We start from the raw sequence: 19,085 nt of genomic DNA, 5'->3' as shown, positions 1-19,085 counted from the left end.
CAGAAAGATGAAAGACCGTGTCGCATTCGTGACGGCGGCCGGATCCGGCATCGGCCGCGCCGGCGCGATCGCCATGGCCCGAGAGGGCGCCACCGTGATTGCCACGGACCTCGATGCCGCGCTGGCGGCCGAAACGCTGGCGATGATCGAGGCTGCGGGCGGCCGCGGCGAGGCCCGAGCGCTCGACATGCGCGACGATGCCGCCGTCGAGGCCGGGATCGTCCGGGCCGCGCGCGACCATGGCCGGCTCGACGTGCTTCACAGCCATGCCGGCATCCAGATCGAGGGCAGGGCGGAGGACGTCACCCCCGCGCAGATGGATGCCGCCTGGGCGCTGAACGTGCGGGCGCATTTCGTTGCCTGCCGGGCCGCGATCCCGGTGATGCGCGCGCAGGGCGGAGGCTCGGTGATCGTCACCGCGTCGAATTCCGGCTGCCAGTACGACCGCGGCATGGTTTCCTATGCCACCACGAAACATGCCGCCGTGGCGATGGTGAAGCAGATGGCGGCGGATTACGCGCGCGAGAACATCCGCTTCAACGCGCTTTGCCCGGGCTTCGTCGACACGCCGTTCAACGCGGGCTTCGAGAAGCAGATGGGCGGCCGCGCCGAGCTGGAGGCCTATGTCGCCGAGACCATCCCGATGGGCCGCTGGGCGGGGGTCGAGGAGATTGCCGAGGGCATCCTCTATCTCGCCTCCGACCGCTCGCGCTTCGTCACCGGCCTGGCGCTGGTGATCGACGGCGGCGAGGTTCTCTGACGCCGTTGCGCCCGTCCCCCGGGGACGGGCCGCAGCCGGGATGTCTGCCATCCGTCCTGTGCTTCGGGAACGGTTCTGCCCTTTCGGAAGGCAGATGGCGGAAATCCACGCATGAAATCGCGCCGCTGCCGGTCTGGCACTGCCCGTGCGCCCGGCCGACACCTTCCCGAGCTTGCTCCTTGCGCCAGCCTGCGCTGTTCTCGGCGCAAATATACGCAACGTATATTTTGAGGGTCCGTCTTGTGCGGGCCGGTCCGGAAGGCCCCGCCAGAGGGTCCCGGGCGTCGAAGGCACCGTTCGGTCCAACAGCAAGGAGTCGAGGCCATGACCTCCGGAAACATCATTCGCACCAGCACGGCGGGGCTCCGCCGCATGCTTGCCGCCACCGCGCTCGGCGGCACGCTTCTCGCCGCCGCGGCCCCTGCCACGCAGGCGGCCGAGACCCAGATCCGCGCGCTCGGCTACACCTCCAACCTCTACCTGTGGAACATGGAGGAGGAGTTCTACGGCAAGACCTTCCCCGAGGCGGCCGGAGACATGATCTCCATCGAAGCCGTGCCGCATGATCTTGCCGGCCTGAAGGGCCCCGAGGTCCTGTCGATGCTGCAGGACGGCACGCTGCAGCTGGCGGTGCAGAACATGAGCTACATGGCCGGCGAGGACCCGCGCTTCGAGGCGCTGGACCTGGCGGGCGTCACGCTGACCAATGCCGATGCCAAGAAGGCGACCGACGCCTACAAGCCGGTGCTGGCCCGCGTCATGGAAGAGAAGTTCAACACCCATCTGCTGGGCATCGCGCCGCTGCCGTCCCAGGTCTTCTGGTGCCGCGAGGAAATCTCGGGGCTGAACGACCTGGAAGGCAAGAAGGTCCGCGTCTTCAATTCGACCCTGTCGGATTTCGTCACCGGCGCGGGCGGCACCACCGTGACCATTCCCTTCGTCGAAGTGATCCCGGCGCTCCAGCGCGGCGTCGCCGACTGCGCCGTCACCGGCACGTCCTCGGGCAACACCGCCCGCTGGTTCGAGGTGACCGACTACCTCTATCCGATGAATGTGGGCTGGTCGATGGTGTTCTGGGCGGCCAACAAGGACCTCTGGGACAGCCTTTCCGGAGAGCAGCAGGCGCTGCTGACCGAGCAGTACGGCAAGCTCGAGGCCGAGGCCTGGGCCGTGCAGGAAGAGCAGGACACCGATGCCGTCTCCTGCTCCACCGGCGGCGAATGCAAGCTCGGCGTGAAGGCCGACATGACGCTGGTTCCGGTGTCGGATGCCGACATGGAGAAGCATGCCGAGATCATCTCGGACTACGTGCTGCCGAACTGGGCCGAGCGCTGCGGGGCCGACTGCACCAAGGAATGGAACGAAACCGTCGGTGCCGCGCTCGGCATCGAGGCGCCGCTGCCATGAGAAAGGGCGCGCAGGCACTGGCGCAGGGGCTCGACCGCATCCTTGCGGTCCTGCGCGCCGTCTCCGCTGCCGGCATCTGGATCGGCGGCGGCATCCTCGTCGCGCTGGCCTTCGGGGTCGGCGCCGAGGTTCTGCTGAGGAAGCTCGCCGGGACCAGCATCGGCGGGCTCGACGAACTCGGCGGCTACGCGCTGGCCATCGTCGCCGCGCTGGCCTTCACCGAGGCGCTGTTCACCCGCAGCCATATCCGCATCGGGCTGCTCCGCGATGCGCTGGGGCCGCGGCTGCGCGGGGCGATGGACATCGTCTCGCTCGCCGGGCTGATCTGGTTCCTGTCGATCCTGCTGTGGTTTGGCTGGAAGCTGGTGCTGCGCAGCGCGACGATGGGCACGAAATCCATGACCCCGCTCGCCACGCCGCTGATCCTGCCGCAGGCGCTGTGGTACACGGCCCTGCTGCTTTTCGGGCTTGCCGCGCTCGCGCTGCTCCTGCGCGCGCTGGCGGCGGCCGCCCTGGGCGACTGGGACGGGATCGCCGCGCGGGTCGGGCTGCGCGATGCAGAGGAGGAACTGCGCGACGAGCAGATCCTCTCCGCCGAAGCCGCCGGAACCGGCCGGGAGGTCCGGACATGATCGCCACGACCCTGGCCGTGCTCTTCGGCCTTCTCCTGCTGTCGCTTCCGGTCGCCGCGGTGCTCGGCCTGACCGGCGTGGTGCTCAGCTCCGCCTACAGCTTCATCCCGGCCACCCGCGGCATCGGCACGGTCAGCTGGAGCGCGCTGAATGACGGCGTGCTGGTGGCGATCCCGCTCTTCGTGCTGATGGGCGAGATCCTGCTGCGCTCCGGGCTGGCGCAGCGGATGTACGGTGCCATGGCGGCCTGGCTCAACTGGCTGCCGGGCGGGCTGATGCATGCCAACATCGCGACCTCGATGCTCTTCGCCGCCACCTCCGGTTCCTCGGTCGCCACCGCCGCCACCGTCGGCACCACCGCCATCCCCGAGATCCGCCGCCACGGCTACAACGAGCGGCTGTTCCTCGGATCCATCGCAGCCTCCGGCACGCTGGGCATCCTGATCCCGCCCTCGATCAACCTGATCATCTACGGCGCGCTGACCAACAGCTCGATCCCGCAGCTCTACCTTGCCGGCTTCCTGCCCGGTCTTGTGCTGGCGCTCATGTTCAGCCTCGCCGTCTGGGGCGCCTGCAAGCTGCGGCCCGACTGGGGCGCCGCGCCCATCGCGGTGACCTGGCGCCAGCGCGTCGCCGGGCTGCCGCATCTGGTGCCGCCCGCAGGCATCTTCCTGCTGGTCGTGGGTTCGATCTATGCCGGCTGGGCGACCCCGACCGAGGCCGCGTCCCTGGGCGTGCTCGGGGCGCTGGCCATCGCCGCGGTGTCGCGCAGCCTGACCCTGCCGATGCTGCGCTCCGCCTTCGCCGGCACGATGCGCACCACGGGGATGATGATGGCCATCGTCATGGCCGCCTATTTCCTCAACTACGTCTTCGGCAATATCGGCCTGACCACCAAGGTCGTCGCCTTCTTCAACGACCTGGACATGGGCGCCTACCAGACGCTTTTCGTCATCATCGGCTTCTACCTGGTGCTGGGCCTCTTCATGGAGACGCTGTCGCTGATGGTCGCGACCGTGCCGATCTTCACGCCGATCGTCGTGGCCATGGGCTTCGATCCAGTCTGGTTCGGCATCCTCGTCATCATGCTGATCGAGACCGCGATGATCACGCCGCCGGTGGGCATCAACCTCTTCGTGGTGCAGGGCGTGCGGCAGGGCGGGGCGCTGTCCGATGTCGTCCGCGGCGTGCTGCCCTTCCTCGCGGCGCTCTTGCTGGCGATCCTCGCGCTGGTGCTGGTGCCGGGCATCGCGCTCTGGCTGCCGGGGTGGCTGGCATGATAGCGCTCGCCGACCTGGCGACCCACCTGCTGCGCGGCCTCGGCTGCGGGGTTTTCGTCTGGGCGGTGCTCAAGACCGCCGAAGCCGCGCCCGCCGGCGTTGCGGCCACCGTCATCGCCCTGCCTATCGCCATTGCCGCGGGCGTCTTCGCCATGGCGGCGCACCAGAGCCCGGAATTCGTCGCCGAGGCCGGATTGCGCGGGGCCCAGGCGCTGCCGGCGCTGCTGGTCTTCGTGATCACCGCCGCGCGGCTCTTCCCGCGGCTGGGGGCCGCGGCGCTGATCGCCGTGGCCATGGCCGCCTGGCTGGTCACGGTGGTGATCGTCACGGCCGGTCCCGCCTGGCCGCTCGGCCTCTCGGCGGCGGTGCTGGCGGCTTCCCTGCTGCTCTCCGGCTTCGTCCTGCCCTTCGATCTGGCGCTTGCCGCCCCGTCGAAATTGGCCGGCCCCGCCCGCCGCATCTGGCCGGTCGCGCTGCAGGCGGCCGTGATCGTCGTGGTGATCGGCCTCTTCGCCAGGACGCTCGGCCCGCGCTGGAGCGCCGTCCTGACCAGCATCCCGGTCGCCATGATCACCGTGACCCTCGGCCTGAAATCCCGAGGCAATCCCGGCTGGGCCGCCACCTACCAGTCCGCGCGGCTCGCCGGGCCGACGCTCTTCGTCTATCTCGCCACCGTCGCGCTTGCCGCCCCGCACTGGGGCGGGCTCATGGCGGCCACGGCCGGGCTGCTGCCCTCGGCCGCCGCCGCCATCGCCGCGACCTCCCTCCGCCACCGCCTGTTCCCGAGGACTCCCGCATGACCTCCGACACCGATGCGGCGATTGCCGATCCGATCGCCTTCCAGCTTTTCCGCCACGCCATCACCGGCATCGCCAACGAGATGGCGCTGACCATCTTCCGCACCGCCTATTCGGGCGTGCTGAAGAACATCATGGACTACTCAACCGCCATCTGCGACCGCGAGGGGCGGCTCGCCGCGCAAGGCCTGTCCCTGCCCGGGCACCTGTGTTCCATCCCCGTCGCGCTGAAGGCGACGCTCGCCGCGATGGACGAGCCCGTGGCCGAGGGCGACGTGCTGGTGATGAACGACCCCTATTCGGGCGGCATGCACCTGCCCGACATCTTCACCTTCAAGCCGGTCTTCGTCGCGGGCGAGATCGTGGCCTATGCCTGCGCGGTCTGCCACCATACCGATGTCGGCGGGCGCGTCGCGGGCTCGAACGCCTCCGACAGCACCGAGATCTTCCAGGAAGGCATCCGCATTCCGCCGCTGAAGCTCTACCGCAGGGGCGAGGTCGACCGCACGCTGATGGCGATGCTGGAATCGAACGTCCGCATGCCCGACCGGCTGCGCGGCGACCTGAGGGGCCAGCTCGCCGCCTGCCGCATCGCCGAACAGGGGGTGCAGGCGCTGGCGAAGACCGAAGGGGCGGAGGCCTTTGTCGCCAGGCTCGACGAGCTGATGAGTTATTCCGAGATCCTCACCCGCAACGGCATCCGCAACCTGCCCGACGGCGAATTCACCTTCACCGACTATATCGACGATGACGGCATCGATGTCGGCAAGCCGATCCCGCTGGTCTGCACGGTGCGGAAGTCGGGCGAAAGGCTGGTGATGGACTGGACCGGCACCTCCCCGCAGGTGAAGGGCGCGATCAACAACACCTTCAGCTATACGGCCGCGGCCAGCTACACCGCGGTCAAGACCGTGCTCGGCGACGGCGCGCCCAACAATGACGGCGTGTTCCGCGCCATCGAGGTGATCGCCCCCGAAGGCACCATCGCCAATGCCGTCATGCCCGCCGCCTGCGCCGCCCGCGGCCTGACCGGGTTCCGCATGGCCGACTGCGCCTTCGGGGCGATGGCCGGGCTTGCCCCGGGCCGGGTGCTGGCCTGCTCGGATGGCGGCAACACCAACGTGTCGATCGGCGGCTATGACGCGGGCCGCAAGCCCTTCATCTTCGTCGATTTCGTCTCCGCCGCCTGGGGCGCGCGGCCGTGGAAGGACGGGCTCGAAGGCAATACCACGCTCTTCGCCAATATGGCGAGCTATTCGACCGAGACGGTGGAATCCGAGAACCCGGTGCTGATCACCGTCAACGAATTCGTCGATGACAGCGCGGGGGCCGGGAAATTCCGCGGCGGCGTGGCGATGCGGCGCGACTACATGCTGCTCGAGGACGAGGCGGTCCTGTCGGTGCGCGCCGACCGCCAGGCCTTCCGTCCCTGGGGGCTCGATGGCGGCCATGACGGCGCGGCCGGGATCAATGTGATGAACCCGGAGGGCGAGGCGAAGAAGCTTGTCAGCAAGTTCACCATGACGATGCGGAAGGGCGACGTGCTCAGCCACTGCCTGCCCTCGGGCGGCGGCTACGGCAACCCGCTGGAGCGCGACCCGGCGGCCGTGGCCGAGGACTGGCTCGACGACTTCGTCTCCACCGAGACCGCACGCGACGTCTATGGCGTGATCCTCACGCCCGAGGGCGCCGTCGATCTGCCCGCAACCCAGGCGCGCCGCGCCGAACTTGCCGCCTGAGGACTGAGAGAATGACCGAGACCGCAAAAGCCCGCCTCGCCATCGACATTGGCGGCACCTTCACCGATTTCATCCTCGAAGACGCCGGCGGCGAGCTGCACAGCTTCAAGACGCTGACCACGCATGAGGATTACACCAAGGCCATCGCCACCGGCATCGACCGGCTGCTTGCCGCCTCCGGCATTGCCGTGGACGGCATCGGCCAGGTGCTGCATGCCACGACGCTGGGCTCGAACACGCTGCTGGAGCGGACCGGAGCGAAGACCGGGCTGATCACGACGAAGGGCTTCCGCGACGTGCTGGAGATCCGCGACCTGAGGATGCCCCGGCTCTATGATCAGGACTGGGACAAGCCCGAGACGCTGGTCCGCCGCCGCTGGCGCCGCGTCGCCGGGGGACGGATGCTGGCGGACGGCACCGAGATGACCCCGCTCGACGAGGCCGATATCCGCGAGGCGGTGGCCTTCCTGAAGGCCGGCGGCATCACCTCGGTCGCGGTCTGCCTGATCAACAGCTACGCCAACCCCGCGCACGAGATCCGCGCAGGCGAGATCATCCGCGAGATGTGGCCGGAGGTGCACCTGTCGCTGTCCTGCGAGCTCCTGCCGGAGGAAGGCGAGTATCCCCGCACCTCCACCTGCGTAATCAACGCCTATGTCCAGCCGGTCTTCAAGGATTACATCGCCCGGCTGAAGGGGCTCATCGCCGCCAAGGGCATCGCGGCTCCCTTGTTCTTCATGCAGTCGAACGGGGGGCTGACCCCGGCCGAGACCGCCGCCGAGCAGCCGATCCACATCATCGAAAGCGGCCCCGCCGCGGGCGTCGTCGGCGCCTCGATCCTGGGTGCCGCCACCGGCACGGGCACGATGATCACGCTCGATATCGGCGGCACCACCGCCAAGGCGGCGCTGGTCCAGGACGGGCAGCCCGGCATGGCGACCGAGTTCCAGGTCGGCGGCCATGTGCTCCAGACCGAACGGCTGCTGTCGGGGGGCGGCTTTTCGCTGCGGGTTCCGGCCATCGACCTCGCGGAGGTCGGCGCGGGCGGCGGCTCCATCGTCGCGCGCGACGCGGCGGGCGTGCCGCAGGTCGGGCCGCGCTCGGCCGGGTCGAACCCCGGGCCGGTCTGCTACGGCAATGGCGGCAGCGAGCTGACGGTGACCGATTGCAACCTCGTGCTCGGCTACCTGAACGAGAATTCCATCGCCGGGGGCGAGATGGTGCTCGACCGCGCCGCGGCAGTCGCGGCCTGCGAGGCACAGCTCGCGGCACCGCTCGGCAAGGCGCCCGAAGAGGCCGCGCAGGGGGTCTTCGCGCTCGGCTGCATGACGATGATCCAGGCGATCCGCGCGGTGACCACCGAGCGCGGGCAGGATCCGCGCGACTTCGCTGTCTTCGCCTTCGGCGGCAACGGGCCGCTTTTCGCCGCCGGGATCGCGGAAACGCTGGGCTGTGCCAAGGTCATCGTGCCGCCCGCGCCCGGCGTGTTCTCGGCGCTTGGCCTCCTCTGCGCCGAGATCGAGATCCACAAGTCCCGGAGCTTCCGCCGCCTGCTCGACGGCGCGGCTGTCGCGGATGCCCAGGCCGCGCTGGCCGAGATGGCCACGCTGGCCGAAGCCGAGGCGCAGCGCCCCGGCGGGCGGCTGACCGCGACCGCGCGGATGCGCTATGCCGGGCAGAGTTCCGACCTGCTGGTGCCGCTGGGCGATCCGGCGGCGCTGACCGAGGCGGCGATGCGCGCGGCCTTCACCGCCGAGCATGACGCGGTCTTCAAGTTCACCGCGCCCGAGGGCGAGCCAGTGCGGATCACCGCCATCGAGCTCTGCTATGCGCTGCCCGTCGGGCGGCTCGATCCGAACCGGCGGCGGCTGGCGCGGGAGGGCGCGGCATCGACGCAGCGGGCGTTCTTCGGCGCGGCCGGCTGGCTCGATGCGCCGGTGATCCCGCGCACGGCCCTGACCGAGGCCACGGGTCCCTGCATCGTCACCGACCCGGACGCGACGACGCTTGTGCCGCCGGGCGCGGTGGCGCGGGTGACGGGCACCGGCAGCCTCGAGATCGTGCTCGCGGCCAAGGTTGCGGCCGCGGCCGAGGACAGGCAGGCCGAGAATGCCTGAACCCGGCTACGACATCCCGGCGCGGATTGGCGACCCTGTCGACGCCATCGCCACCCCTGCGCTGATCCTTGATCTGGACGTCTTCGAGGCCAATCTCGACCGGATGCGCGCGGATGCCGAACGGCTGGGCGTGGACCTGCGCGCCCATGCAAAGATGCATAAGTCGGCCGATATCGCCCGGCTGCAGATGACCCGTGGTGGCGCGGTCGGGGTCTGCTGCCAGAAGGTCTCGGAGGCCGAGGCGCTGATCCGCGAAGGCATCGCCGACATCCTCGTCACCAATGAGGTGGTGGGCGCGGCGCGGCTGGCGCGGCTGGTCCGGCTGGCCCAGATGGCGCGGATCGCGGTCATCGCCGATCATCCGGAGGCCGTTGCGGCGCTGTCCCGGGCGGTCCTCGCGGCGCGGGAGGCCGGAGCGCCGGGCGATCTGGAGGTCGAAGTGCTGGTCGAGATGGAATGCGGCGGCAACCGCTGCGGGACCATCGGCACCGCGGCAACCGTCGCGCTGGCAGAGGCCATCGCGGCCAGCCCGGGGCTGCGCTTCGGCGGGCTCCATTCCTATTTCGGCAGCGCCCAGCATGTCGCCGATCCGCAGGAGCGCGCCGGTTTGCTGGCCCGCTCCACCGCCCTGACGGCGGAGGCGCGCGACGCGATCCTGGCTGCCGGGCTGCCCTGTCCGCGCGTCACGGGGGCCGGGACAGGCACCTACGAGACCGAGGGCGCCTCGGGCGTCTATACGGAAATCCAGCCGGGCAGCTATGCCGTCATGGATGCCGATTACAACCGCGTCCGCCGCGCCGACGGCAGCCCGCCGGGCGGCTTCGGCCAGGCGCTCTTCGTGCTTGCGACAGTGATCTCCACACCGGCGCCGGGCCGCGCGGTCTGCGATGCCGGGCTAAAGGCGCTGGCCGTCGACAGCGGCCCGCCGGTCGCCCATGGCGTGCCGGGCGTCGCCGTCGGCAAGGTCTCGGACGAGCATTGCACGCTTGACGATCCCGAGGGGCGGCTCAAACTGGGTGACATGATCCGGCTGATCCCGGGGCATTGCGACCCCACCTGCAACCTCCATGACTGGTATGCCGGCCTGCGCGGCGGTCTGGTCGAGACGCTCTGGCCGGTGACGGCGCGCGGCAAGGTGTTCTGAGCATGGCGGGGGAGGCTCCGGCCGAGCCGGGCGGAAGCCCCTCGCAGGTGTCCCTTGCCGTCGAGCTGCTGCGCGACCGGATCATCGACCTGACGCTGGCCCCCGGCAGCCGCATCGACGAACGCCTGCTGATCGACCGGTTCGGCCTGGGCCGGACGCCCGCGCGCGAGGCGCTGAACCGGCTGGCGGCGGAGGGCTTCGTCACCTTCCGCCCGAACCGCGGCGGGGCGGTGGTGCAGCCCCTGGATTTCCGCGAGTTCGAGCAGCTGATCGAGGCGCACCAGTTCTGCGAGGGCATGCTGGCGCATCGCTGCCGCCTGGATGCGCCGGGGCTGATCGAAGACCTGCGGGAAATCCAGGACCGCTACGCCGCAACAGTGGCGGCACGCGATTTCCTGGAGATCACCCGGCTCAATGCCGATTTCCACATGCGCATGTATGCGACGATGGAAAACGCGATGATCGAGGAATTTGCCCGGCAGGTTCAGCGCCGCGTCATGCGCGTGCTGAACTACACCTACCAGAACGAGCTGGCGGACCCGTCGCACCAGGACGCGCAGTTCGAGCTGAACCTCGCCCAGCACGAGGACATCTTGGCGGCCATGGCCGCAGGCGACCGCGGCCGCTTTGCCGCGCTGCTGGTCGATCACGGCCGGTACGTGTCCTACCGGCTGGTGCATTTGCTCGAGCGGCGCCGCGTCGATCTGGTGCCGGACTGGATCACGCCCGGCCCGGCACCGTCCGGAGATTAGCCGCGCCCCTTCGAGCGTTCCAGCATGCCGAAGAGATCGCGGGGATCATCCGGGTCTGCCAGCATGTCGAGCTTCACATGCGGCGCGCCCGCGCGGACGCGGCCGAGCACGTAGCGCAGCGCCGAGAAGTCCTCGATCGCGAAGCCCACGCTGTCGAAGAGCGTGATCTCGCGCGGATCGGTGCGCCCCTCTGCCGTGCCTTCGAGCACCTGCCAGAACTCGGTGACCGGATGGTCGGCCGCAAGCTGCTGGATCTCGCCTTCGATGCGGGTCTGCTCCGGGTATTCGACGAAGATCGAGGCGCGGTGCAGGATGTCGCGGTGCAGCTCGGTCTTGCCGGGGCAGTCGCCGCCGATCGCGTTGATATGCACCCCGGCGCCGACCTTGTTGTCGGTCAGGATCGTCGCCTGCTGCTTGTCGGCGGTGCAGGTGGTGATGACCTGAGCGCCCTCGACCGCCTCCTCGGCGGTGCCGCAGGCCACGATCTCGAAGCCCTGCGCCCGCAGGTTTGCCGCCGCCTTCGCGGTGGCCTTGCCGTCGATGTCGTAGAGCCGCAGCCGCGAGATGCCTGCGAGCGCGCGGAAGGCCATCGCCTGGAATTCGCATTGCGCGCCGTTGCCGATCATCGCCATCGTGTCCGCGCCTTCCGGCATCAGCCGCCGCCCGACCAGCGCCGAGGTCGCCGCCGTGCGCAGGGCGGTCAGCAGCGTCATCTCGGTCAGGAGCAGCGGATAGCCGTTGCCGACCGAGGACAGCACGCCGAAGGCGGTCACGGTCTGATGGCCGGTCTTCGTGTTCTTGGGGTGGCCGTTGACGTATTTGAAGCCGTAGAGCTCGGCATCCGCCGTCGGCATCAGCTCGATCACGCCCTCGCGCGAATGGCTGGCGATGCGCGGGGTCTTGTCGAAATCGGGCCAGCGGCGGAAATCGGCCTCGATATGCTCGGCCATGTCGCGCAGCACGTTTTCGATGCCCTCGCGATGCACCAGCCGCATCATGTCCTGCACCGAAACGAACGGCACCATGGCCAGCTCCGAAGGGGCGAGGGCCGCGAGGATGTCGGGGGAAATGTTCATGTCGTTCATGGGATCAGCTTCCTGTGCGGGAGAGGGTCTCGCGGCGGCGGAGCATCGCGCCTGCGAGATCGGCGAAAAGGGCGGCCGAGCGGCCGAAGGGATCGAGGGTCGGGTTCAGCTCGACGAGGTCGAGCGAGGTGACGAGGCCGCTATCGCCCAGCATCGCGGCGATCGCGTCGGCCTGCAGCAGGGTCGCGCCGCCCGGGACGGTGGTGCCGACGGCGGGGGCAATGGCGGGGTCGAGGAAGTCGATGTCGAAGCTGACATGCAGATCGCCGCCGGCGTCCGCCACGCGGCCGAGAAACGCCTCCAGCGGGGCCTCCACGCCGTCGCGGTGCAGCGCCTCCATCCGGTGCAGCCCGATGCCGCTTGCCGCCAGCCTTGCCTCTTCCGCGCCGTCGACCGAGCGGATGCCCATCATGCAGATGTTTTCCGGCCGCACCCGGGCGGGCAGGGGCGGGAAGGGCGCGAAATCCGCCTCGCCGGTGAAATAGGCGGCCGGCGTGCCATGCAGGTTGCCGCTGCCGGTGCTGCCCAGCGTGTGCAGGTCGGGATGGGCGTCGAGCCAGAGCACGAAGAACGGACGTCCCCGTGCCGCCGCACGCGCCGCCATGGCCGGAACCGTCGCGGCCGAGAGCGAATGGTCGCCGCCGAGGAAGACCGGCAGCGCGGCCTTCTCCCCGGCCGCGCGGGCGGCGGCGCCGAGGCCGCGGATCCAGGCGGCGGTCTCGGCAAGGTTGCGGATCGCCGGGTTGGCATGATGGGCTGCGGCAAGCGGTGCGGGCGCGGCATCGCCCAGGTCGGTCACCAGCCGGCCGGAGCGCGCCAGCGCGGCGCCGAGCCGGGCGGCCCGCAGAGCCGCCGGTCCGGTGTCGCAGCCGGGCACGCCCGCGCCGGTGCCGATCGGGGCGCCCAGCAGGCAGCAGGTCGCGGAATGTGTCAAATCGGTCCCCTGTTCTCGTGTTTCCCGCAGTCTGCAGGGGCGGTTGTTCACTTGGCAGCGGCATGTTGAACGGATCGCCAAAAAGATTGTACAGTATGGCGAATATGTTGGACAAAAGGACCGCGTGAATGGCTGACCTGACGGAGACCGACCGGCAGATCCTCTCGGCCTTGACCGAAAATGCCCGCCAGCCGGTGAAGGCGCTGGCCGAGCGTCTGGGCCTCAGCCGGACGACCGTGACCGCGCGGCTCGACCGTCTCGTGGCCGGCGGGGAGATCCGCAAGTTCACCATCGTCACGCGCAGCCAGGAAGACGCGGCGGTGCGGGCGATGATGATGGTCGAGCTGCAGGGCAGCCTGTCGCGCGCGGTCATCCGCCAGATGCGTGCCATTCCAGAGATCGCGTCGCTGCATTCGACCAACGGCGCCTGGGACCTCGTCGCCGAAATCCGCGCCGGAGACCTGCGCGATTTCGACCGCGTGCTGCGCACGATCCGGGAGATTCCCGGCGTTCTGAACAGCGAGACCAGCCTTCTGCTCGATTCCGTGCTCTGACTTCCGGCCTGCGGCCGCTGGCGGCGTGCCTGTCTGGCTGAGAAGCGGGCCGCCTTTGCCGTCGGAGCGGGCGCCGAGGGCCCGCGCCTCCATCCCGATGCTTGCCGGATCGCCAGGAGCATGGTCTCCCTCTGCCGCGGGCGCTTTCCGTGTCGGGCTTTGTCGCCCAGCGGAATGCCGGCCTCCGTATCTCCGGCGGGGCGAGCCGCCGGCCTGTCCGGGAATGCCGATAGGGTGCAAGGCGAGATGTTGCGCGGCGGGTTTCCGGGGCCATCGGAAGGCAGGCCGTCATTGGGAGGTGCGGCCAGCAACCTTTGCACTGTAAAGGCCCGGGCGCCCCGGGTATCGGTTCGGCGGGGTCCTCCGGTGCTGCCGCCGCAGGGGGACTGAAGGTATGGGGGTCCTGGGCGCCGTGCGGCCGCAATGGTGCCGGTCCGGGAAACCGGTCCGCCCCCTGAAACGTGGTCCTGCCTGGAGCAGGCTTCCGGGCCGGATGCCGGACAGAACTTGGGACAGATCGGAGCCGGATGGGGGATTGATCCCGCGGGGCAATGCCCGGGCGGAGGGCACAAGCCCGAGGAGATCGTCGCCAAGCTCCGTCACGCGGACGTGCTCGTATCGCAGGGGAACTCGGTGGCCGAGGCAGTGCGCGCGAATGGGGTGACGCAGGTCACGAGCCACCGGTGGCGCGAGGAACGATCCATGTCCGCCGGTGGTCCGAGGAGTTGCCAGCGGATGCGCCACCGGTCCGAGCGCCGCGGGCGACGGCGGGTGGCGGGTGGAAGACCGGCCAGGTCAAGCGGCTGAAGGAGCTGGAGAGCGAGGCTTCGAACGCCATCGTTGCTGAGGAAATGCCAGCGGCGAGCGGCTGCGCAAGGCCGTCTCCGATATGACGCCGGGGGAGCTGATCCTGAAGCAGCGGGCGCGGATGCGCCGCCGGTCGGAGCGGCCGCGCGAACGCGCCTGGAGCGGGGGCGTCCCGGAACCGGTGCGGCGGACCGGTTCAGCCCCGAGCGGGCGGAGCCCCCGAGTCCCGCCCGCCGCCGGCGACGGCGAGCGGCGGCGGGACCGGGGAGGATCGGGAAGCGATCCGGGGATCGTTTCCCCGGCGAAGCTCAAGGGTCCGCAAAGGCAGCCGAAGAAGGGGCGGCTCCGGCTGAAGGTCAAGGGACCGTGGCACCGTGGAAGCCCGCGGAACGGATCCTGCGTCCGGCTTCGGGCGGAGCGGCCGCACCAGTCCGGCCCTGCGATTCCGTGAAGAGCCGGACCGTGGCCATCGGCTTCCGGACCGATGGCGCGACGATGGCAACCGGCAGGACATTCCGCATGCTCGACCTGCCCGGCGCATTCGCCGGGAAGAGCCTGGCGATCCGCGTCAGCTGGCGGTTGAACCCGGCCGATGTCACCGACGTGCCGGCCGGCCAATCCAGATCTCCGCGGTGTCCCGGGACATGTCCGGTCCGAGTGGTCCATCGCCGCGCCGTCGTCGGCGGTGCCCGGACCGGTAGCGCATCCGTTGGGAACTCCGCGCCCGACGGGCGGAGGGCCGGAGTTCATCGCCGAGGCCGCGAGGACATGGGCAGCTGCCGTCGGAGTCCGGGCCGCCATATCGAGCCGGGCAGCCCTTGGGAGAACGGGCATTGCGAGAGCTTGATCGCCCGGCCCCGCGGCGAACGCCTAGATGGCGAGGTCTTCTGCAGCCTCGCGGAGGCGGAGGTCGCCATCGAGTGGTGGCGGCGACACTATGAGCAACACCAAGCGCCCGAATTCCTCTTTGGGCTGCCGGCCGCCTGCGCCCAAGGTCGCGCAATGGCCGGCTTCGCCATCCGGCCCGGCTCCGCCGGCCGTCCAGGCCGTGGCACCGAAGCCCGTCATGCACCGAGATTGAACCCGGACCACCCGATCGCGGCAGGCCTTGCTCTCCACAGCATCTCGGGAGCGAACCAGACGGTCAGCGAGCTGCGCTGTCAGATCCTGATTGCAGCTGTGCCAGTTGGTCGTCTTGCAGGTCCGATCATGCTGCCCGGCTAGCATGCTGGATTCACGAAATGAATCCCCGTGCATTCGCGCTGCAACGCCGCTCTGCAATCCAAGTTGCTTCCTGGGCGTGCCCCACTGCTGTCCGCAGCAGGGACTCCGGGCTGCGGCGCCGAGGCGACGCCGTTCCTGAGGTCTCGGCTTCTGCCCCGGAATTTCGAGCAGCCAAGACAAGTTCCCTGGCACCCGGCCCGATCCCTACGGTGCGCTGCGTTTCCGGCCAAGCCGTCGCGCAGACTTGTCCGGTCGGGCCGGCGCCGGGCGGGCGGCGTGATCGCTGCTCCGGGATGGAAGCGCCTATCGGCACCTTGGAGCAGCGCCTTGGTGCCGCCTGCATTCGGCCCCGGCACTGGCAGCGCTTCGCCATGGCATCGTTCGATCCGTTGGTCTGCGCGCAGACGGCCATGCCCCGTGCCGCCGGAGCGACGGCACCGCAAGGCGCCCCCGGCCCAGGCTGCGACCGGGCCGGGCGACCCCGGGCGCGGTTGGCGCCCCGGTCAGCTGCCGGCCGTGCGGTTCTGCAGGGCTTCCTTCACGGCGAGATCGGCCATGGCAAGGATCGCTTCGCGGGTCTTCGCCGCCGCGATGAACCGGGCATTGTGGCAGAAGACCGCCCCCGGCACGCCGCTGGCGGCCTCCAGCTCTGCGCCGCTCAGCCCCGCCCAGGCGGCCGGCAGGTCGGCGCGCTGCTCGTAGCTGTCCTCGTGCACGCGGATGCCTCCCAGCGTCCAGTCCCTGTCGCGCGGCGCCACCACGAAGAGCAGGTGGTCCGCCCCGGCCTTGTCGATCGCGTGGCGGAAGGGCATGCCCACCGGCAGCTCCAGCACATGGCCGTCGCCCGCCGCGCGGATTGCCTGTTCCGCCAGGACCTCGGCGCGGCGCTTGGCGGCGATCCGGGCCACCCGCGCCTCGACGAAGCTGCGCGCGACGCTGACCGCGGTCTCGAAGGCCCTTGCCTCGGCGCCGGGCGTCCTGTCGTCGAAGACCGGCTTCAGGCTCTCGATCAGCCCGGGCAGCGTCATCGAGGACAGCACGCCGGCCTCCGACTGGTTCACCACGCCGTTGTCGACCAGGTCGACCGGCAGAACGAAGCTGTTGTCGAAGGAGGCATGGGCCGCGGCCCGGTCGGCCTCGGGAATGCCCGAGGCCTCCAGATAGGCGAGGCCGTAATGCTTCCAGATCAGCCCGAAGGAGCTGTAGGGCTTGCCGTGCTCGCGATGCGGCGCCTCGCGCTGGTGATGGTCGAAGATCTGCGCCGCGGCGTCGTAGGCTCCGCCGACATCGTAGATGATGCGGTCCTCGGCCGGGGCGATCCAGGCCGGGTCGCGGCTGCGGACGATCTCCGCCTCCGGAAACAGCCGGGTCAGGATGACGGTGGAGAGGACCTCATCGGCATGGAAGCCGCCGGAATGCGTGACAAGATGGCTCGGGGTCATGGCGGTGGGCGGTGTCCTGCTGCTGGTGGGCGGATGGTCCCGCCTGATAGTCCGCCCGGTGCGGGAGGATCAAGCGGCGAAGCCGTTCTCCGAGGGTCAGGCGCCGCCGTCCGCCATGGCGGCAAGCCGGGCGACGGTCCGCAGGTTGCGCGCGGTGCCCTCTGCCATCTCCGGCAGCTTCAGCCGCGAGCGGCCCATGCCGCCGGAATAGAAGATGTAGATCTCGCGCGTTCCGGCCGCGATGTCCTCCCCGGCCCGTCCGGTTGCCGAAGCGGCCGGATCGGCCGGGGCGGGGCCGTCGAGGAAGAGCACGGCGACCTTGGCCGGGTTGGCCCGCGGGAAGGGATTGGCCGCCAGGATCTGCTGCATCTCCGCCGCTTCGCGCAGCAGCACCGTGGCGGGCTTGCCCATCCGCGCGGAGAGCCGGGCCTCCAGCTCCGCCTTGGCCTCGGCCGCGGGACGCCCGGTTTCGAAGAGCAGGTTGCCCGACTGGATATGGGTGCGCGCCCCGGCGAAGCCAGCCGCGGTGCAGAGCGCGCGCAGCTCGGCCATCGGCAGCTTGCCGGTTCCGCCGACATTGACGGCGCGCAGAAGGGCCACGAGGGTGCGCATCCGGGCCGCGTTCAGTGCCGCGCCGCGCCGCGGGCGATGGCGAGATGGTGCAGCTGGTGGTGCGATCCGGCCGCCATCAGCCCGTAGACGCCGAGCCCACGGATCTGGGCGGCGTCTCCGGGCGAGGTCACGGTCCAGACGAGGCTGCCGCCCTGCTCCGCGATCTCGCTGGTCCAGCCGGTCTCGGCCGCCAGCATCGGCGCATGGGCGGGCAGCATCCGCCAGGCGGCCGCGGCCCCGGGCGTGCCCGGCTCCACGGTCACGCGCAGCCCGTCGGGCAGCGGTTCCTCCTCGGCCTCGAGTTCGGTCATCAGCTGGTCCATGTCCCGCAGGTGCTGGCGAAGCGCGCCGATATCGACCTTGCTCCAGTCGGTGTCCGGATCGGCGCGCAGCATGGCCACGATCTCGGCGATGGCGGCGAAGCCCGACTGGCCGCTCTCGGCGGGCATGCCGGGCAGCGGGCCCGTGCCGCCGTCCGTCATGCCCTGCATCATCGCATGCATGCTGCCTACTGCGCCGCCGTGATGGGGCATGCCTTCGGCATGGTGCTGCATGTCATGCGCCATGGCGCCGTCATGGCCGGAAGGTTCCTGCGCGAGGGCGGTGGCAGGCAGGAGGGCGAGAAGGAGGGCAAGTCGGGTCATGGCGGTCTCCGCTGGTGTTCCGCAGCAGCATAGCGGCCGGGCGGCACGGCCGGTTTGACCGGGATCAGGCCGGGCAGGCGGCCCGGCACGGCCGATGCTGCCGCGTCCGAGCGTGGCGCATGCGGTCGGGGATGTCGAGAGTGCCGCCGTTGCCGAGCCGCGTGGCCGGGCCGCGGCGGGACCGGGACGGCAACCAAGCTGTGTTCCGTCATGGCCGCGGGAAGGACGGGCCCTGCCGGCAGCGGCGAGTTTGCGCTGGCACCTTGCGTCAGGCCATCATGAATCGCTGTTGCCGCCGGACGTGCGTCAGGACTGAGCCGGTCTGCGGAAGGCAAAGGGTGACCGCCCTGCACGCCGCTTTCGGGCGCGGCGCCTGGCATCGGGATCGGGGCGCCATTGCGGCGTGGCCGGGGGCAGCGAGAAGGCAGTGGCCGCACCGCGGGAAAGTGTCCACGAACCGCGCCCACCCGCCAGCTTCTGAGGCCACGAAGATCCTACGGCCAGCGCGGTGATGGTTGCGCCCGCCCGGGACGGCGCCAAGCGCGAAAAGTGCCGCGGGCCGATCGCATTCGGCTGGTCCGGTGCTGCGTTGCCGCCATCCTCGGATCCGATCGGCGCAGGCGCCATGAATGAGTTCTCCGTTGCGGAATCGCCTTGAACCGGAGAGTGGCCAGGCCCCGTTTCGGGTCTCCCGATGCCGGACAAATGCCTGTTCGGTACCATGGCGCAAGCCCTCTATGGACCGGAACAAGGCGCTCTCGGGAATGCCGGAGACGGCAGCCTTCCGTTGCGGGCGAGCGGCGGTCCTGCGGCGTGCGGGGCGCAGATGGGCACGTGGGCGCATGGCTGCCTATGGAAACCGGTTGGTCAACACCCCCGGCGGCGCGGAGGCATCTGGCGGCCATCGCCGCGTGGAGCGCCTTCTGCGGGCGGCCCCCTCCGGCAGTGATCTCGCGGGGAGTGTCCTGATTGCCCCCGATGCGGAAGGCGGCGGAGCTGGATTGGCGTTGCCTGCAGATTGCCGTGCCACCGGGCGGATGGCGTCCGGGAGGACTGGCCGAAAAGGGCGCAGTGGGGAGCTGGGCGGGTTTTCCCCACATTTCGGGGATTGGCGCGCGGCCGGGTGGCCGGAGGGGCGCTGCATGCCCGGGAAAG

Annotated in this window: 15 protein-coding genes and 1 pseudogene; 11 read left to right on the top strand and 5 right to left on the bottom strand. The window is 70.2% G+C overall.

Going from position 1 to position 19,085, the window contains the following annotated elements:
* The first annotated feature begins 7 nt into the window (after positions 1 to 7).
* The 9 genes from HCC78_RS16630 (at position 8) to HCC78_RS16590 (ending at position 10,628) form a co-directional block, all read left to right on the top strand.
* The gene (locus tag HCC78_RS16630) at positions 8 to 760 is read left to right on the top strand and encodes an SDR family NAD(P)-dependent oxidoreductase (protein ID WP_172329916.1); all 753 of its coding nucleotides are present in this window, start codon (positions 8 to 10) and stop codon (positions 758 to 760) included.
* 324 nt (positions 761 to 1,084) lie between these two features.
* A complete protein-coding gene (locus HCC78_RS16625) occupies positions 1,085 to 2,167 on the top strand; it encodes a TRAP transporter substrate-binding protein (protein ID WP_253949213.1) in 1,083 nt (360 codons plus the stop codon).
* A complete protein-coding gene (locus HCC78_RS16620; protein WP_172329915.1) occupies positions 2,164 to 2,799 on the top strand; it encodes a TRAP transporter small permease subunit in 636 nt (211 codons plus the stop codon). The genes HCC78_RS16625 and HCC78_RS16620 overlap by 4 nt, the downstream gene beginning before the upstream one ends.
* Positions 2,796 to 4,079, top strand: a complete 1,284-nt coding sequence (locus tag HCC78_RS16615) for a TRAP transporter large permease (RefSeq protein ID WP_172329914.1) — start codon at positions 2,796 to 2,798, stop codon at positions 4,077 to 4,079. The genes HCC78_RS16620 and HCC78_RS16615 overlap by 4 nt, the downstream gene beginning before the upstream one ends.
* On the top strand, positions 4,076 to 4,879 hold the full coding sequence (locus HCC78_RS16610; RefSeq protein WP_172329913.1) for a hypothetical protein: 804 nt from the start codon (positions 4,076 to 4,078) through the stop codon (positions 4,877 to 4,879). The genes HCC78_RS16615 and HCC78_RS16610 overlap by 4 nt, the downstream gene beginning before the upstream one ends.
* Positions 4,876 to 6,615, top strand: a complete 1,740-nt coding sequence (locus tag HCC78_RS16605) for a hydantoinase B/oxoprolinase family protein (RefSeq protein WP_172329912.1) — start codon at positions 4,876 to 4,878, stop codon at positions 6,613 to 6,615. Before HCC78_RS16610 ends, HCC78_RS16605 begins: the two co-directional genes overlap by 4 nt.
* A gap of 11 nt (positions 6,616 to 6,626) precedes the next feature.
* Positions 6,627 to 8,732 (top strand): hydantoinase/oxoprolinase family protein, encoded by a 2,106-nt coding sequence (locus tag HCC78_RS16600; protein WP_172329911.1) that lies wholly within the window; start codon positions 6,627 to 6,629, stop codon positions 8,730 to 8,732.
* On the top strand, positions 8,725 to 9,876 hold the full coding sequence (locus HCC78_RS16595; RefSeq protein ID WP_172329910.1) for a DSD1 family PLP-dependent enzyme: 1,152 nt from the start codon (positions 8,725 to 8,727) through the stop codon (positions 9,874 to 9,876). Before HCC78_RS16600 ends, HCC78_RS16595 begins: the two co-directional genes overlap by 8 nt.
* A 2-nt stretch (positions 9,877 to 9,878) precedes the next feature.
* Positions 9,879 to 10,628: a GntR family transcriptional regulator gene (locus tag HCC78_RS16590; protein WP_172329909.1), complete on the top strand. Its 750-nt coding sequence runs from the start codon at positions 9,879 to 9,881 to the stop codon at positions 10,626 to 10,628.
* On the opposite strand, the gene HCC78_RS16585 is transcribed toward HCC78_RS16590, so the two are convergent.
* Both HCC78_RS16585 and HCC78_RS16580 read right to left on the bottom strand, forming a co-directional pair.
* Positions 10,625 to 11,713: an ornithine cyclodeaminase gene (locus HCC78_RS16585; protein ID WP_305848692.1), complete on the bottom strand. Its 1,089-nt coding sequence runs from the start codon at positions 11,711 to 11,713 to the stop codon at positions 10,625 to 10,627. The two genes, HCC78_RS16590 and HCC78_RS16585, sit on opposite strands and share 4 nt — an antisense overlap.
* 4 nt (positions 11,714 to 11,717) lie before the next feature.
* Complete coding sequence (locus HCC78_RS16580) at positions 11,718 to 12,647, bottom strand: arginase family protein (RefSeq protein WP_172329908.1); 930 nt, start codon at positions 12,645 to 12,647, stop codon at positions 11,718 to 11,720.
* A gap of 128 nt (positions 12,648 to 12,775) precedes the next feature.
* Here HCC78_RS16580 and HCC78_RS16575 point away from each other — a divergent pair, with 128 nt between their 5' ends.
* Both HCC78_RS16575 and HCC78_RS16570 read left to right on the top strand, forming a co-directional pair.
* Positions 12,776 to 13,201, top strand: a complete 426-nt coding sequence (locus tag HCC78_RS16575) for an Lrp/AsnC family transcriptional regulator (protein WP_172329907.1) — start codon at positions 12,776 to 12,778, stop codon at positions 13,199 to 13,201.
* A 534-nt stretch (positions 13,202 to 13,735) separates the two neighbouring features.
* A pseudogene (locus tag HCC78_RS16570) lies at positions 13,736 to 15,089 on the top strand (transposase).
* Between the two features lie 646 nt (positions 15,090 to 15,735).
* Here the strand turns inward: HCC78_RS16570 and HCC78_RS16565 are convergent.
* From HCC78_RS16565 to HCC78_RS33775, 3 genes are all read right to left on the bottom strand, one after another.
* Positions 15,736 to 16,674, bottom strand: coding sequence for an MYG1 family protein (locus tag HCC78_RS16565; RefSeq protein WP_172329906.1), 939 nt, complete (start codon positions 16,672 to 16,674; stop codon positions 15,736 to 15,738).
* A gap of 96 nt (positions 16,675 to 16,770) precedes the next feature.
* Positions 16,771 to 17,286, bottom strand: coding sequence for a DUF1697 domain-containing protein (locus HCC78_RS16560; protein WP_172329905.1), 516 nt, complete (start codon positions 17,284 to 17,286; stop codon positions 16,771 to 16,773).
* An 11-nt stretch (positions 17,287 to 17,297) separates the two neighbouring features.
* Complete coding sequence (locus HCC78_RS33775; RefSeq protein ID WP_253949212.1) at positions 17,298 to 17,930, bottom strand: hypothetical protein; 633 nt, start codon at positions 17,928 to 17,930, stop codon at positions 17,298 to 17,300.
* Positions 17,931 to 19,085 lie beyond the last annotated feature (1,155 nt).

Source organism: Mangrovicoccus sp. HB161399, assembly GCF_013184745.1.
In the GTDB taxonomy this organism is placed as follows: domain Bacteria; phylum Pseudomonadota; class Alphaproteobacteria; order Rhodobacterales; family Rhodobacteraceae; genus Mangrovicoccus.
The sequence above is the reverse complement of the archived record's forward strand: the minus strand, read 5'-3'. Positions and strand labels throughout refer to the sequence as shown.